This window comes from Homoserinimonas flava (assembly GCF_054969005.1).
Genome location: NZ_JBUEQS010000003.1, coordinates 405,371 through 420,581, shown reverse-complemented (window position 1 = coordinate 420,581; position 15,211 = coordinate 405,371). Strand labels below are relative to the sequence as shown.

Genomic DNA, 15,211 nt, shown 5'->3' with positions numbered 1-15,211 from the left:
GCGAGCACCCACCACCAACAAGGACACCATGACCGAGCAGCCAGTGCTGAGCTTGCGCTCCGCGACGCTCGCCTTCGGCGACCGCATGCTGTGGAGCAAACTCACGCTCGACGTGCAGCCGGGGGAGTTTGTGGCCGTGCTCGGCCCGAACGGCACCGGCAAGACGAGCCTGCTCAAGGCGATCCTCGGGCAGCGCGAACTCACCTCCGGCACCATCACGCTGAAGGGGGAACCGGTGCGCCGCGGAAGCCTCGGCATCGGCTACATCCCGCAGCAGAAACTCATCGAGCAGGGCACGCCACTGCGCGCCCGCGACCTCGTCACGCTCGGCGTCGATGGCCACCGCTGGGGTTTGCCCGTGACCTCCGCCACCACGCGCCGCCGGGTCGATGAGGTGCTCGCGAGCGTCGGGGCAACGGCGTTTGCGAACGTTCCGGTCGCGATGCTCTCGGGCGGGGAACAGCAGCGCATCCGCGTCGGCCAGGCGGTCGCCGGCCGCCCCGAACTGTTGCTCTGCGATGAGCCGCTCAGCTCACTCGACCTCAACCATCAGCAGGTCGTGAGCGACCTCATCGATGAGCAGCGCCGCGACACCGGGGCCGCCGTCGTTTTCGTCACCCACGATGTGAACCCCATCCTCGACAAGGTCGATCGGGTGCTCTATCTCGCTGGCGGGCGCTTCCGGGTTGGCACCCCGTCGGAGGTGCTGCGCTCCGAAGTGCTCTCATACATGTACGGCACCCCCATCGAGGTCATTCGCACCCGCGGTCGCGTTGCCGTGCTCGGGGCGCCGGAGGGCTACGGTGTGCACGACCACCTCGAACACCACCACGATGAAGCGTGGCTGCGATGAACCCCGACCTGTGGGCGCAACTCTTCGATTTCACCGACTACGGTGACCTGCTCTACCTCGTGCGCAACTCCATCATCGCGGGCGCCGTGCTCGGCATCGTCGGCGGCCTCATCGGGCCCTTCGTCATGAGCCGTGACCTCGCCTTCGCGGTGCACGGCATCAGCGAACTCTCGTTTGCGGGCGCGGCCGCAGCGCTCCTGCTTGGCATCAACGTCGTCGCCGGGTCGATCGGCGGGTCGCTCGCCGCCGCGCTCATCATCGGGATTCTCGGGGCACGCGCACGCGAACGCAACTCCATCGTCGGCGTCATGATGCCATTCGGGCTGGGGCTCGGCATACTCTTTCTTGCCCTCTACGAGGGTCGCACCGCCAACAAGTTCGGCCTCCTCACGGGCCAGATCGTGTCAGTCGACAACCCGCAGCTCGGCCTCCTCGTCGCCATCGCCGTCGTAGTCATCATCGGCCTCATCATCATGTGGCGCCCCCTCACCTTCGCGAGCGTCGACCCGGATGTCGCGGCCGCCCGCGCCGTGCCCGTCACGGGCATCTCGATCGCCTTCATGGTGCTGCTCGGTCTCGCGACGGCCATCAGCATCCAGATCGTTGGCGCGCTGCTCGTGCTTGCGCTGCTGGTGACCCCGGCCGCCGCCGCCATGCGCGTGACCTCGTCGCCGCTCATCACCCCCATCCTCAGCGTAATCTTTGCCGTGGTGTCGGTTGTCGGCGGCATCCTGCTCTCGCTCGGCGGCGCCCTACCGATCAGCCCGTTCGTCACGACCATCTCGTTCGCGATCTACCTCGTGTGCCGTCTCGTGGGGTGGCAGCTCGACCGTCGCGGGCTCAGTGGGCGCCGCGCCGCCCAGCGCAACACGCTGAACGGGGTGACTGCATGAAGCGCAACACTTGGCAGCGTGAGGCGGTGCGCGAGGCGCTCGGCACTGGCGGCGGATTCGTGAGCGCGCAGTCGCTGTATGCCTCGTTGCGCGACGGCGGCAGCACGATCGGGCTTGCCACGGTCTACCGCGCCCTCACCCAGCTCGTCGGTGATGGCGAGGCCGACAGCCTCCAGCTCGAGGGCGAGAGCCTGTATCGCGCGTGCGCTTCGACCGGCCACCACCACCACCTCATCTGCCGTCGCTGCGGCGACACGGTCGAAATCCAGGCGGATGCCGTCGAATCGTGGGCGCGCTCGGTCGCGGCACAGAACGGCTATACCGAGGCAGAGCACGTCGTCGATGTCTTCGGGCTGTGCCCGGCGTGCACGGCGGCGGGTCGGGAGGCGACGTCGTCAGGCGCGCAGGTTTGAGAAAACGCCGCCCACCGCGTACCATGTTCAGGTTGAGCAATCTGCTCACAGTGTGATCTCCCACCCAAACGCAGTTTCAGGGTGTTGGGTCATGCCGACAAGAGATCTTGGGTAAGGCAGACCGCCTTACGGTATCGAGAAGAGGGCACCCATGGCAGCAACCTGCCAGGTGACCGGAGCCGTTCCCGGCTTCGGACACAACATTTCACATTCGCACCGCCGCACGAAGCGCCGCTTCGACCCGAACGTGCAGAAGAAGACGTATTACGTTCCGTCGCTTCGCCGCAACGTGACCTTGACGCTCAGCGCCAAGGGCATCAAGGTGATTGACGCTCGGGGCATCGAGTCGGTCGTCAAGGACCTGCTCGCACGTGGGGAGAAGATCTGATGGCAAAAGCACAGGACATCCGTCCGATCATCAAGCTGCGTTCCACGGCTGGAACCGGGTACACCTACGTGACCCGCAAGAACCGCCGCAACAACCCCGACCGTCTCGTGCTGAAGAAGTATGACCCTGTCATCCGCAAGCACGTCGAATTCCGTGAGGAGCGCTAAACCATGGCGAAGAAGAGCATGATTGCCAAGAACGAGCAGCGCAAGGTCATCGTTGCGCGGTACGCCGCAAAGCGTGCCGAGCTGAAGAAGGCCCTGGTCGACCCGACCTCGACCGATGAGCAGCGTGAGGCAGCCCGCCTGGGTCTCCAGAAGCTCCCCCGCAACGCCTCGCCCGTCCGCCTCCGCGGCCGTGACGCGATCGATGGTCGTCCCCGTGGATTCCTCCGCGAGTTCGGCGTCTCCCGTGTTCGCTTCCGTGACATGGCGCACCGGGGCGAATTGCCTGGAATTACCAAGTCAAGCTGGTAAGTTCGGGCTGGAAACCGGGGCAGTCACTACGACGACTCTGAGTTCCATGCCAACCAATCGAGATACAACGACTGTTCTCACGAGCAGCCATGTTTGTACTGCAGAGCACAACGTCCGAGGAGGACTACTAAATGGCTGACAAGTCACTCAACCGCACTGAGCTCGTCGCTGCTGTCGCAGCTGCCTCCGGCCAGAGCCAGGCCGCCGTCAACTCCACGCTCGACGCCCTCTTCAACACGGTCGCCGAAGAGGTCGGCAAGGGCACGAAGATCACCATCCCCGGATGGGTCTCCTTCGAGCGCACCCACCGTGCCGCACGCGCGGGCCGCAACCCCTCCACCGGTGAGGCGATCCAGATCGCTGCCGGCTACGGCGTCAAGGTTTCCGCTGGTAGCAAGCTCAAGGCCGCCGCGAAGTAACTTCTCGCCAGCCTGTCACGAAGGCGCTCACCCCTCGGGGTGGGCGCCTTCGTCGTTCCCGTGGTGTTCACGGATTTCCCGTCCGCGGTCGACCAGTTTCTGCTCCCGGTCCCGGGTCTTCTCGATCTGACGGGTGTCGCGTCGGCGCAGTTGGATGCGCTCCTCCGCGACGATGCCGCCCTGGAGTTGACGGCCGCGCTCCAGTTCGGCGTCGAACTCTGCACCGAAGAGCAGCGAGAGGTTCGCGATCCAAAGCCAGAGCAGCAGCACGATGATGCCGCCGAGGCTGCCATAGGTGGCGTTGTAGTTGCCGAAGTTCGAGACGTAGAAGAAGAACCCGAGCGACGCGAGCGATAACGCTGCAAGCGCGAGGGTGCCGCCGGGGCTCAGCCACCGCCGCCTCGGCTGACGCACGTTTGGTGTGGCGTGATAGAGCACGGCGACGAGCAGCACCGCGACGACGGCGAGCACCGGCCACCTGGCCACATTCCACACCGCGAGAACGGTGTCGTCGAGTCCGAGTGCAGCGCCAATGGCCTGGGCGACCGGTCCGGATGCGACGAGCACGAACGCCACAATGAGCGCGATCAGCAGCATGGCGAGGGTGATGCCGATCATGATCGGGCGCAGAATCCAGAGGGGGCGACCCTCGTCAACCTCGTAGATGCGATTCATGGCCCTGGCGAACGCGTTGACGTAGATGGATGCCGTCCAGAGCGCGCCGGCGATTCCGACACCGAAGGCGAAGCCGGCACCCGAAAACTCTGTGAGCTCGGTGAGGAAGCCTTCGATGACATCGACGACGGAGGGGGTGGCCAGCGTGTTGATGATGTCGAGGAAAACATCCACGATGCGCTCGCTCTGGCCGAAGAGGCCCAGTGTGGAGACTAGGGCGAGGAGCGCGGGAAAGATGGAGAGGAGCGCATAGAACGTCAGCGCGGCGGCGAGGGTGATGCAGTCGTCGTCGAGAAACTCGCGCACGCTGCGTTTTGCGGCATACGCCCACGTCGCCGGGGCAATGTCGACAAGCCTCGGCACGCTGATTCCGTGCGATTCGGTGCGCTGCTTCGCCATTGGTACCTCCCCTTCGACTCTAGGCGTGCCCTGCAGCGCGACCCTGGCCCACCCCGTTGGCGGCCGCATCGAGCACGAGTTCGACCGTGCGGCGGTCGCCGAGAATGCGAAAGTGCCCGCCGACAGGCAGGCGCACGTTGTCGGCACCCGGCAGCTCGCTGCCCTCCGGGATGTGCGGATCGAAAACCCCGTACACGGATCGGATGCACGTGTTGATGCCGCGCTCCTCCGAAAGGTGCAGCGTGGTGGGCTCACGAGGGGAGAACGCACGGAGGCTCGGCATGAGCATGAGGCGCGCGTAGCGGGAACCGAAGAACGGCGTGCACACTGCGACCATCGATGTGATGCGCTCACCCACCCCCTCATCGAGCATGAGGAATTTGCCGATGAGCCCGCCCTTGCTGTGCGCGACAATGACGACATCGCGCAGGTCGTGCGACGCGAGGTAGTCGGCGATGACGGAGGCGGAGACGGTGACCGACCTGCGGTTGTGGCGCAGCGCCGTCATGACGTGAACGGGGTGGCCGGCGTCATGCAACGCCGTGACAATGGGCTGCATGAACCGCCACGTCTCGTAGATGCCGGGGATGATGACGACCGGTCGCCGGTCGCCGTCGGCAAAGCGTGACGGCCGAGGCCCCGGCAGCAGGCTTCGCACCTGCCACCACCCGGCATACGCGTAGTCGAGCCACCACCAGAAGGCGCGCCGAATCACGAGTCGTCCAGCATCGCCCGGGCGAACGTTTCGGCGGTGAAGCGCGTGATGGCTGCAGCGACCGACCCTGGGGCGGCGTGCTGCAGCACGTGCGCTCGACCCGCGAGCTGCAGGAGCCGGGCATCCGGTGCTGCGGCGACGAGCTGGCGGCAGAACTCGGGGCTTGCGACGGGATCGTGTTCACCGCGGAGCACCAGCACAGGGCAGGCGACATCGCGGATGCGCTGCTCAGTGGGGTAGTCCATCATCGTCGGCAGCGTCTGCAAGTACCAGCGGGGGCCTGCGCGCAGGTAGTCGCTGAAGACAAGCGCATTCGCGCCGACGGGTTCGCGCAGACCGTCGAGCGTGAGGGCGAGCGCCTGCTGGAGCACAGAGCGGCGGCGCGGGTCAACGACGGGCCCCATGAGCACGAGACGCTCGACAAGCTCTGGCCTCTGGCGGGCGAGCTCGATCGCGAACTGGGTACCCATCGAATGGCCGACAATGGTGGCGGATGCGACGGCCAGCGTGTCGAGCGTCGCCCCGATGATGCGCGCGTGATCCTCCACCGCGAGGGCGTGCTCGGGTCGCGGGGTCGAGCCGAACCCCGGCAGGTCGATGGCATGCACCGTCGCGGTTGCCGCCAGGCGGGCCTGCAGCCGCGCAAAGTAGCGGTGCGACATCCCGATTCCGTGAATGAGCACCACGACATGACCACGCGGTACTTCGGGGGAGGAGAAGACATCGACGTCGAGCTGTTCGACGGTCACTCGGGTGCGGATGGTAGGCATGGGGAGAGCGTACGCGCGAAGGATGGGAGCGCCGAGCGCGACGCCTGAGGCTTGGTCGCGTTCGCCCCCGACGGTAGAGTCTGCTTCGACGTCAACCAGAGGGGTAGCCGCAGCGCATGGAGAATCATCGACGACGCCTCTCTTCGGAGCGGGAGTCAGAGATCCTCGACGCTGCGCTGGTGCTGCTCGAAGAGGAGGGCTATCAGGGGCTCGCGATGCCCGCCGTCGCGGCGAGGGCACGGTGCAGCACCGCGACGCTGTATCGACAGTGGAATGGCAAGTCTGGATTGGTCGCAGCGGCGCTGCAGGCTCGTCGCCCCAACGTGCCAGACGTTCCGAATACGGGGACACTCCGGGGTGACCTCGCGGCTGTCGTCGGACAGCTCGCCTCGCTGGCCGAATCCGAGTTGGCGCTGCTTGCCGCCCTCACGCACGCGTCGATGCGCGATGATCAGCTCGCATTGACCATCCGTCGGGAGCTGGCTGCGCCTGCGGTGACGCCGCTCGACCGGGTGTTCGACCGTGCGGTCGAACGCCGCGAGATTGATCTTTCAGATCAGACGAGGCGCTATACCCATCATGTGATGATGTCGATCTTTCTCGCGCGACACCTCGTTGAGGGCAGCAGTCCCGATCGTCGTTACCTTGAGGGCTTCGTTGACACCATCCTGATGCCAGTGCTCGGCGCCCGCCCAGGGGCGGCGTCACCTGACACTTTGCATTGACGTCACCTGACACTTTGCATTGACGTCACCTGAAACTTTGCATTGAGGAGGGCGAGCGCGCGCGGTCGAGCTTGCCATCTCTCGCGGAGAGCACTATCGTCTCCATCGAAACACTTTTGTTTCGTTGGATTTGGTCAATGTCGACGGGAAGCGATTGATGAGCACACAGGTAGTCGCGACCGAGCGCGTGGACGAGGCCCCGGGGCGGGGCATCGGCCCCGACCGCTACAAGCTGGCGCTTCGCCACCATCCGGCTGGAGTCGTGATCGTCACTGCGGCCGGGCCGCACGGACCGGTCGCGCTGACCGCGACGAGTTTCATCTCCCTCAGTGCCCAGCCGCCGCTCGTCGCGTTCTCGCTATCAGACATGTCGTCAGCTGCCGGCGTGTTGCGCGACGCATCGACGCTCGTGATTCACATGCTCTCGGCAGACGACCTGGATCTCGCTCGTCTCGGTGCCACCAGCGGAATCGATCGCTTCGCCGATCGCGATTCTTGGTCGACATTGCCGACAGGCGAGCCCTACTTCTGTGGTCCGGCGAACCGTCTTCGGGGCGAGGTCGTGACCACGCTGCGCATGGGGGGCTCCACCCTTGTCGTCGTGGGCGTGCTCGATGCTGAGATCGACGAAGATCCGAACCGCAAGCCGCTCGCGTATGTGAATCGGCAGTGGTTTCAGCTTGACCCCGCCGAGGCAATCGGATGACCACGCCGTAAGACCTCGTGGGCGTGCTGAGCAAGAGCACCCCCCATCTATCCCGAATAGAAACGAAACACTGTCGTTTTGACAAGCACTAGGAGATTGCAATGAATCAACCCGCAGGCGCTGTAATGCCGCCGCCCCCCTTTCCCACTGCCCCGGTCGGTTCTATCGAATCCCCGTGGCTTACCGATGCTGGTCGCGAGATTCGCGATCGTGTGCGCGAACTTATCCCCCTCATTCGCGAGGATGCCGCTGAGGGCGAGCGCATCGGATCATTGACGCCGCGCGTGCTTGAGGCGCTCAACGAGGCCGGCATCTACAAGATGAGCATGCCGTACGAGTGGGGTGGCTCTGCTCTTGGCACCCGTGACCTCATTGAGGTCGTCGCAGCGCTCGGCGAAGGCGACGGATCGGCCGGCTGGGCATCGTTCGTCGGCGTCGGCGTGAAGAACCTTCTGGCGCTTGATGACGAGGTTGTCGAAGAAGTCCGCATCGACACCGAAAACTGGGTCGGCCCTGCAATCGTGGGTGCCTCGGTGTTTGCGACCAATGTCGGCAGTGGTCGCCGGGTCGATGGTGGCTGGATGGTTTCGGGCCGCTGGGCCTTCGGCAGCGGTTGCAAGCACGCGCGGTGGGCTCTGGTCGGCATCGAATACGACCCGTCGACGCATCAGGGCTCTGGCCGTGCCGCCGTGCTCCTCGAGCGCGACCAATACGAGATCGTGGATGACTGGCACGTTGCTGGTCTGTCTGGCTCCGCGAGCAACAGCCTCAAGGTCACCGACGAGGTGTTCGTTCCAGAGCGTCGCTACATCGACCTCTCGGAGTACCCGCTTCGCTTCCAGCACCTTCACGAGCGCTACACCGGCCCGGCCTACCAGCAGCGCGGCACCGCACTGCTTATCTCGGTGGCGCTCGCCAATGTGGCAATCAACATCGGTATGGCGCGGGGCACGCTGAGCTGCTTCTCGGAGCAGGCGCTCAAGCGCAAGCCGTTCAGCCTTCCGTACCCCACCGTTTCTGAAATGGTGAGCGCGCAGGTTGCAGCAGGCAAGGCGCTCGCAATGATTGACGTTTCGGCGGCAACCGTCGAGGGCATCGCCGATCAGGTTGATGCTCGCGCTGCAGAGGGCCTCGACTTCTCCCACGAAGAAGAGAGCAGAATCAGCCTGGCTCTGGCCTATGCAGCCAACCTGTGTGAAGACGCCATCATCCTCCTGCAGAGGACGCTCGGCTCGTCGACCGTTGTGCTCAGCAACCCGATCCAGCGTTTTGCTCGGGATGCCCGCGTGCTCACCTCTCACGGGGCTATTCGCCTCGATCCTCAGGCCGAAATCAACGGTCGCCGGCTTCTCGGGCAGCCCCCGTTCGCCATGTTTGGTGGCGCTGTGCCAGAACGCCGCGCTGAAACCCATGGAGCCCCTGGCAACCTTCCTCCCATGCCTGGCAATCTCCCGGACATGGGCAACCTTCCCCCCATGCCCGGCAACCTCCCGGACATGCCAGGCACTCCTCCGGATTTTCCCGGTGCCTTTCCAAACAACAAGGAGAACTAGTGAACGACTTCGAGATCGTTGGCGGCGTCGCCGAGATCCACAACCCAGAGCTCTACTCCACTTGGATCGACCGCGAGGACTTCAAGGAGGCAGTTGCCGCGCATCCTTCGCCGGAGATCGCTGCCATCAAGCGTCTCTGCGTCGACTTCGAGGCCGACATGGCCAGGATCGTGCGTGACAACACGGTGCAAGAGAACGTCACCGAGGTCATGGAGCGGTACGTTTCGGGTGAGCGGTACATCCAGCACGACCCGAACGCGCCCGGCGATGGCCGCGACGCTCTCATCGAGTACTTCAAGATGGTGCCGACCGACACCGGAGTGGTGCCACCGCCCGTCGTCTCAGTGTCGGTCGATGGTGAGCTTGCGACCATCATGATGAGCATGCCGTTGCCTGACCCGGTCGAACCGGGCAAGACCTACAAGTGGTACATGATCACCACCTTCCGGGTGCGCAACCTCCAGTTCGTCGAGCACTGGACGACCATGCGCAAGATGCCACCAGGGGTGCCGCAGCTCTAAGCGGGGAAGCGAGCCAGTTAGCGCTCGAACGCCGGCCCCCACGGGTACGTCTCGTATCCGTGGGGGATCGACGCCGTCATTCCCTCGCCCGGGAATGCCCCATTGAGAAAGACGTGCACCACGAGGCGCACGTGGATCTCAATGAGTTCATCACTCGGTGTGAATGGCGACGAGAGAATGTCGAACTGCAGCGTTGGTGCTGCCAGTCTCAGCAAGAAGATCGACCACTGGTCCGGGTCTGACAGCGTCACTTTGCGCTCCTCGGCCACGGCGACCAGGAACGGTGAAAGAATCTCGACGACGCTCGGGGTGCCAGCGTCGTTGCGCGCCACGTCGAGCACGCCTTTGAGCTCGCTTCGACGCTCATGCTCGGCGATGAGCACGCGGAAGAACGCGACGAGCTCGGGCGCTGTCGCGGCACGGACGACCTCGGTCAGCGCGATGGTGAGGCGCTGTTCGGTGCTGAGATCTGGGATGAGGTCGAGCGCGATGCGCAGCCGAGGCACGAGCGTTGACGAGGCATGCGCCATCACTGCGCGGAAGAGGTCTACCTTGTCGGTGAAGTGGGCGTATACGGTCGTCTTGGAGACGCCGGCCTTCGCGGCGACAGCATCCATCGACGTGCCGTCGAAGCCGTTTGCGAGCACCAGCTCCACCGCCGCGGCGTGGATTGCGTCGCGCTTCGACCGCTTGTTGCTCGCGCGTGATTGCGACATCGCTTCTCCTCGTCTTCGTGTCGCCTCGCACCCCGTGGTGACGAACCAAACCTACACTGACCAGTCCAGTTCACGCCGGAGCGATCGCGCTCAAATGTTGAGCCTTACGGGTAGTTCGCGTAGCCGAAGGGCACCGAATCTGTCGAGTCACCAAGGGGGAGCACTCCGTCGAGGAAGACGCGCACCACCAGTTCTGCGTGGAGGTGGAGAAGCTCTTCGGAGGGCACAAAATCGCTCGTGAGCATGTCGAACTGGAATGTCGGCGCTGCCAATCGAAGCAGAAAAACCGACAACAGGTCGGGATCTGCAAGCGTCACGCCCCGCTCCTCCGTCGCGGCGATGAGGAAGGGCGAGAGGATCTCGATCACGGTCGGCGTATCCATCTCGGTTCGAGCCTGCTTGAGCGCGTCGCGGAGCTCGCCGCGACGCCCCTGCTCAGCGATGAGCACGCGGAAGAAGGCGATGAGTTCCGGAGACGTTGCAGCACGAAGCACCTCGGTGAGGGCGACCGTGAGCCGCTGTGTGCTGCTGAGATCCGGGAGAGGATCGAGGGCCTTTTCGAGGTTGGGAAGCAGGGCCGCCGACGCGTGCACCATGACGGCGTGGAACAGCTTGCCCTTGTCTGCGAAGTGAGCGTAGACCGTTGTCTTTGACACTCCGGCCTTGACGGCGACGGCTGACATCGATGTGCCGTCAAACCCGTTCGCGAGCAGGATTTCAGCGGCAGCGTCGAGGATTGCATCGTGCTTCGTCGTCGTGCCGTGTGGGTGCGGTTGCGGCATGGCTCCTCCTCAACGTCATCGTCTGGCCAACACCGTACAGTACAGGTGAGAAGCGGCCACATCTCGCCAATCGCCGAGATGCGGCCGCTCACCAACTACATTCCGCTTGGATTTGCGGGGTCGACGCCGCTCCAGTGCTCGGCAAGGAGCCCGTCGCGCACCCGGTAGGCGTCATAGAGGTACCGCAGCTTCATGTCCCCGCTTGGTGTCGACTGGGGAATGCCAGCAGCGATGACAACGAGCTCTCCCTCTCCCATGAGGATTGCGGGAGGGATGCTCGCCGTCTCGGGAGTCTCAATTGCGCCATCAGGAAATATGGAGCGAACGAAGCCCTCGAGGCCCGCCCGGCCCTCTGGCAAGTGCGTCGTGTGCTGCGCGTAATCTTCTGCGACGAAGTCACGAACAGCATCGGCGTTGTGCGCATCGAAGACGCAGCGGTAGAAGTCCGCAACGACCCGCTTGTTCACCTTCGGATCGCCCTGCCCGACTTCGACAGGAGCGCGATCCGGGTTCGGGACGCCCGAACCGATCGGAGCGGACCCGATGGCATCGTTGTTCCACTCCTCCGTGATCACTCCATCGGTGACACGGAAGGTGTAGAACGTGAAGAAGTCCCCAGCGTCTCCGCGGTCTTCGTGAACAGCCACCGTGACGAGATCATCTTCGGCGATGATGAACTCGGGCGTGAACGTTTCGAGGTACGTGCTCAGACGCTCGATGGCGACGGCTTTGACATCCGCTGTCACTTCGACGGGGCCTTATTCTGCAGGCCAGCTGCGAACATGTCGAACGGCGCTTGGCCGAGGAGGCGGCGACCGGTGATCTCGGCCAAAGACTCCTGACGCAGTGCGCCGTGCGACAGAATGACCTGCGCGTCGCGGGAGTAGCGCTGGAGCGGATTTGAGAGCGCCATTGCCGACGATCCGATGATCCTGAGCCCGAGGTTGATCGACTCCTGGCACAGGGCACCGGCGTAGGCGAGATCCATTGAGCCCTGAGCTTCGGCATCCGCGCTGAAGTCGCCACCGGTCGTTGCGTAGTGATCGATCTGATCGGTGTACTGCAGCAGGGTTGCCTTCGCGATGTTGATCATCGCTCGCGCCTTGCCCGCGGCAACCTGTGCCGATGGCATCTCGGCGATCGAGGGGTACGGCGGGCTGAACGGCTTGCGCTTCTGGGCGAGGTCAGCGAAGACCTCGAAGGCGCCCTCAGCCATACCAACGAGGATCGCGATGTTCTGGGTTGCGACGGTGAGCATCGAGGCGCGGGCCCGAGCCTGATAGGCCAGCCCCTCGAAGCGTTCTGCCACCGAGTTCATGTGCATGGGAAGCTGCGCCATGTCGACGAAACGGGTGTCAGGCACGAACATCGGCTTTGGCGTGACGACAGAGTTCGAGTCGGAGGCGGCCATTCCGGAGACATGCCAGTCGTCGAGTGGCTCCAGCTCGGAGGGCTCCATCATCACGATGGCGTGACCCGAGCGATCGCCGTCGGTCCAGGCGACACCGCCAAACAGCCAGGCCGCGTCGTGGTTGCCCGAGGTGTAGGTCCACTTGCCCTCGACCTGCCAGCCGCCGTCCACGCGAGTGGCGGTGCCGGTGATCGCAGCGAAGGTCGAGCCACCCGCCGCGAGTGGTCCCGTGTGCGACTCCAAACGGCTGTACAGGTCGTCAACGAGCGGCTTCGGGAACGAGGTCACCATGCGGAGGCTGCAGGCGACGAAGAACGTCCACCCGGCAGAGGCATCGCCACGTCCGAGTGCGATGGCGATCTCGGCAAGATCGCGGGCGCCGAGGGCGTATCCGCCGTATTCGATGGGCGCAACTGACTTGTAAATGCCGATCTCGGTCAGTGCCTTGATGACCTCGGGCGAGAGCCGCCCATCGATCTCGGACTGTGGGGCGAGCTCGCGAATGGTTGGCAGGATCTTTTCGATCTCAGCTGCCATGCTCACGCCCTGCGGGGTGAGGTACCGAGCGGCGACGGGTTCTACTGGGCCGGCGGGCGCCTCTGGCGGCGGTCCGGGACGGTCATTGGTCACGTGGGATCTCCTTTGATTCGAACCCCCAGGATGTGCGGAGCGCACGCGTGTGGATTCATACGTATCATACTTCAAACTGTACGGTACAGTTCATCTTTCGCAAAAGGAACTCCCAGTTGCGAAATTTTGGCGACAGCGGCGCACATCCGCGCTCGCCTAGGCTTGATGGGTGATCAGGCTTGTACGCGTCGCCGGCCCAGCCGTGCTGCTGATGGTTGCGCTCGTGGCACTCATCGCCGCACTGGCGTACGGCGGTGGAGCGGATGCCGCGCCCATCACCGATCCAGGCGAAGTGGTGCGCTACGGCCTGCCGATCGCCAAGCTTTTTGTGGATCTCGGGGCGGCGGCGGCCATTGGTTCGCTCGTCCTCGCGTGCTTCGCGCTCGCGCGCGATGAAGCCGCGTGGGCACCAGCGATTGACATTGCTGCCGCGGGTGCCGGCGTGTGGACAGTCGCGTCGGCCGCGACGGGCTTTCTCACCTTCCTCAGCGTCTACCAGCAACCCATCTCGACGGATCCGGCGTTCGGTCAGGTGCTTGGCCAGTTCATCACCGAAACCGAGCTCGGCATCGCGTGGCTGGTGACCGTGCTTATCGCGGCTGCTGTTACCGCGCTCGCCTTCGCGGTGCGCCATCCGACCGCGGTCGCCTTCACCGCGGTGCTCGCTGTTGCGGGCCTCGTGCCCATGGCGACCCAGGGCCACGCCGCCGGCACAGCCGGCCATGATGCCGCCGTCAACGCGCTCGGCCTGCACCTTGTCTTCGCCGCGGTGTGGCTCGGCGGTCTCCTCGCGTTGGTGCTGCTGCAGCGCAAGCTCACGGGGGGCCGGCTTGTCGTCGTGCTCGAGCGGTATTCGACGCTCGCTCTTGTGAGCTTCATCGTCGTCGCCATTTCGGGCTACGTCAGCGCGGCACTCCGCGTCGGCGAATTCGACGCGTTGCTCACTCCGTACGGCGTCCTGGTGCTCATCAAGGTGCTCGCCCTGCTCGCGCTCGGGGCGTTCGGGCTCCTGCACCGCCGCTACGTCATCCGACGGATGCGCGCCGCCGGCCCCGACGGCGGGCGCGGCTGGTTCTGGTGGCTCGCGGTGGCGGAACTCGGGTTCATGGGCATCGCGTCTGGTGTGGCATCCGCCCTCGCGCGCACGGCGACGCCGGTGGGGGAGGAGCAGGCCGATCTCACCCCCGCGATGATCTTGACGGGCGAGCCTCTCCCGCCCGAGCTCACCCCCATGAGCTTCATCACCGAGTGGCGCTTCGACGTGCTGTGGACGCTCATCGCGGCGTTCCTCGCCTTCTTCTATCTCGCTGGGGTGTGGCGACTTCGCCGGCGCGGCGACCGATGGCCCGTGCTGCGAACCGTGAGCTGGATCGCCGGGCTCGTGCTGCTGTTTTACGTCACGAACGGCGCGCTCAACGTCTATGAGCGCTACCTCTTTAGCGTGCACATGCTCGGCCACATGCTGCTCACGATGATGATCCCGGTGCTGCTCGTGCCCGCCGCCCCCGTCACCCTGGCGTCGAGGGCGATCGCGAAACGCAACGACGGCAGCCGCGGCGTGCGCGAATGGCTCCTCTGGGCCGTGCACACCAGGGTCTCGGCCATTCTCACCAACCCGGTTGTCGCCGCCATCATTTTTGCCGGCTCGCTCTGGGTCTTCTACTACTCACCGCTCTTCCGCTGGGCCACGACCGAACACCTCGGCCACCAATGGATGCTCGTGCACTTTCTCATCAGCGGCTACCTCTTCGTCATGGCACTCATCGGCACCGACCCGGTGCCATACCGCGCGTCATACCCGCTGCGGCTCATCCTGCTGCTCGGCACCATGGCCTTCCACGCCTTCTTCGGTCTCGGCATCATGATGGGCGAAGGGTTGCTGCTCGCCGACTGGTACGGGGCGATGGGATGGGGCACGGATGCGCTCGCCGACCAGCAACGCGGTGGCGGCATTGCGTGGAGCGTGGGGGAGGTGCCCACCATCATCTTGGCCATCAGTGTCGCGATCGCCTGGTCTCGGAGTGACACCAAACTCTCGAAACGACTCGACCGCAAGGCCGACCGCGATGGCGACGCCGAGCTCAACGCCTACAACGACATGCTTGCGAAGACCGCCGAGCGCGACGCGAAGACGCCGCAGCGGTAGTTCCTCAGCGGTAAGCTTCT

19 protein-coding genes are annotated in these 15,211 nt (G+C 64.8%); 12 read left to right on the top strand and 7 right to left on the bottom strand.

From position 1 onward, the window contains the following. Window positions 1-28: 28 nt before the first annotated feature. The 7 genes from ACY48M_RS10845 (at window position 29) to ACY48M_RS10815 (ending at window position 3,442) form a co-directional block, all read left to right on the top strand. Entirely contained in the window at window positions 29-853 is an 825-nt protein-coding gene (locus ACY48M_RS10845; protein WP_462820299.1) for a metal ABC transporter ATP-binding protein, read from the top strand. Further along, entirely contained in the window at window positions 850-1,746 is an 897-nt protein-coding gene (locus ACY48M_RS10840) for a metal ABC transporter permease (protein WP_462820547.1), read from the top strand. Before ACY48M_RS10845 ends, ACY48M_RS10840 begins: the two co-directional genes overlap by 4 nt. Further along, window positions 1,743-2,159, top strand: a complete 417-nt coding sequence (locus ACY48M_RS10835) for a Fur family transcriptional regulator (RefSeq protein ID WP_462820298.1) — start codon at window positions 1,743-1,745, stop codon at window positions 2,157-2,159. The genes ACY48M_RS10840 and ACY48M_RS10835 overlap by 4 nt, the downstream gene beginning before the upstream one ends. A 151-nt stretch (window positions 2,160-2,310) precedes the next feature. Then, on the top strand, window positions 2,311-2,547 hold the full coding sequence (rpmB, locus tag ACY48M_RS10830) for a 50S ribosomal protein L28 (RefSeq protein ID WP_123044529.1): 237 nt from the start codon (window positions 2,311-2,313) through the stop codon (window positions 2,545-2,547). After that, window positions 2,547-2,714: a 50S ribosomal protein L33 gene (rpmG, locus tag ACY48M_RS10825; RefSeq protein WP_462820297.1), complete on the top strand. Its 168-nt coding sequence runs from the start codon at window positions 2,547-2,549 to the stop codon at window positions 2,712-2,714. Before rpmB ends, rpmG begins: the two co-directional genes overlap by 1 nt. Window positions 2,715-2,717: 3 nt before the next feature. After that, window positions 2,718-3,023, top strand: coding sequence for a 30S ribosomal protein S14 (gene rpsN, locus ACY48M_RS10820; protein ID WP_462820296.1), 306 nt, complete (start codon window positions 2,718-2,720; stop codon window positions 3,021-3,023). Between the two features lie 131 nt (window positions 3,024-3,154). Then, on the top strand, window positions 3,155-3,442 hold the full coding sequence (locus ACY48M_RS10815; protein WP_462820295.1) for an HU family DNA-binding protein: 288 nt from the start codon (window positions 3,155-3,157) through the stop codon (window positions 3,440-3,442). A gap of 27 nt (window positions 3,443-3,469) precedes the next feature. Here the strand turns inward: ACY48M_RS10815 and ACY48M_RS10810 are convergent, their stop codons facing one another. The 3 genes from ACY48M_RS10810 to ACY48M_RS10800 are packed head-to-tail and all read right to left on the bottom strand — an operon-like array spanning window position 3,470 to window position 6,001. Continuing rightward, on the bottom strand, window positions 3,470-4,516 hold the full coding sequence (locus ACY48M_RS10810) for a YihY/virulence factor BrkB family protein (RefSeq protein ID WP_462820294.1): 1,047 nt from the start codon (window positions 4,514-4,516) through the stop codon (window positions 3,470-3,472). A 19-nt stretch (window positions 4,517-4,535) separates the two neighbouring features. Next, window positions 4,536-5,231 carry an esterase/lipase family protein gene (locus tag ACY48M_RS10805; RefSeq protein WP_462820293.1) on the bottom strand — a complete coding sequence of 232 codons (696 nt, stop codon included), beginning with the start codon at window positions 5,229-5,231 and terminating at the stop codon, window positions 4,536-4,538. Next, on the bottom strand, window positions 5,228-6,001 hold the full coding sequence (locus ACY48M_RS10800) for an alpha/beta fold hydrolase (RefSeq protein ID WP_462820292.1): 774 nt from the start codon (window positions 5,999-6,001) through the stop codon (window positions 5,228-5,230). The genes ACY48M_RS10805 and ACY48M_RS10800 overlap by 4 nt, the downstream gene beginning before the upstream one ends. Before the next feature lie 116 nt (window positions 6,002-6,117). Between ACY48M_RS10800 and ACY48M_RS10795 the strand changes: the two genes are divergently transcribed. From ACY48M_RS10795 to ACY48M_RS10780, 4 genes are all read left to right on the top strand, one after another. After that, window positions 6,118-6,726: a TetR/AcrR family transcriptional regulator gene (locus tag ACY48M_RS10795; RefSeq protein WP_462820291.1), complete on the top strand. Its 609-nt coding sequence runs from the start codon at window positions 6,118-6,120 to the stop codon at window positions 6,724-6,726. Between the two features lie 157 nt (window positions 6,727-6,883). Continuing rightward, window positions 6,884-7,432, top strand: coding sequence for a flavin reductase family protein (locus ACY48M_RS10790; protein WP_462820290.1), 549 nt, complete (start codon window positions 6,884-6,886; stop codon window positions 7,430-7,432). A 101-nt stretch (window positions 7,433-7,533) separates the two neighbouring features. Further along, window positions 7,534-8,985, top strand: a complete 1,452-nt coding sequence (locus tag ACY48M_RS10785) for an acyl-CoA dehydrogenase family protein (protein ID WP_462820289.1) — start codon at window positions 7,534-7,536, stop codon at window positions 8,983-8,985. Continuing rightward, the gene (locus ACY48M_RS10780) at window positions 8,985-9,506 is read left to right on the top strand and encodes a hypothetical protein (protein WP_462820288.1); all 522 of its coding nucleotides are present in this window, start codon (window positions 8,985-8,987) and stop codon (window positions 9,504-9,506) included. Before ACY48M_RS10785 ends, ACY48M_RS10780 begins: the two co-directional genes overlap by 1 nt. A gap of 17 nt (window positions 9,507-9,523) precedes the next feature. On the opposite strand, the gene ACY48M_RS10775 is transcribed toward ACY48M_RS10780, so the two are convergent. The 4 genes from ACY48M_RS10775 to ACY48M_RS10760 form a co-directional block, all read right to left on the bottom strand. Further along, complete coding sequence (locus ACY48M_RS10775) at window positions 9,524-10,222, bottom strand: TetR/AcrR family transcriptional regulator (RefSeq protein WP_462820287.1); 699 nt, start codon at window positions 10,220-10,222, stop codon at window positions 9,524-9,526. Window positions 10,223-10,326: 104 nt separating this feature from the next. Next, entirely contained in the window at window positions 10,327-11,004 is a 678-nt protein-coding gene (locus ACY48M_RS10770; RefSeq protein ID WP_462820286.1) for a TetR/AcrR family transcriptional regulator, read from the bottom strand. Between the two features lie 95 nt (window positions 11,005-11,099). Then, complete coding sequence (locus ACY48M_RS10765; RefSeq protein ID WP_462820285.1) at window positions 11,100-11,750, bottom strand: nuclear transport factor 2 family protein; 651 nt, start codon at window positions 11,748-11,750, stop codon at window positions 11,100-11,102. Beyond that, complete coding sequence (locus ACY48M_RS10760) at window positions 11,747-13,045, bottom strand: acyl-CoA dehydrogenase family protein (RefSeq protein ID WP_462820284.1); 1,299 nt, start codon at window positions 13,043-13,045, stop codon at window positions 11,747-11,749. Before ACY48M_RS10760 ends, ACY48M_RS10765 begins: the two co-directional genes overlap by 4 nt. 169 nt (window positions 13,046-13,214) lie before the next feature. Here ACY48M_RS10760 and ACY48M_RS10755 point away from each other — a divergent pair, with 169 nt between their 5' ends. Beyond that, entirely contained in the window at window positions 13,215-15,191 is a 1,977-nt protein-coding gene (locus ACY48M_RS10755; protein WP_462820283.1) for a cytochrome c oxidase assembly protein, read from the top strand. Window positions 15,192-15,211 lie beyond the last annotated feature (20 nt).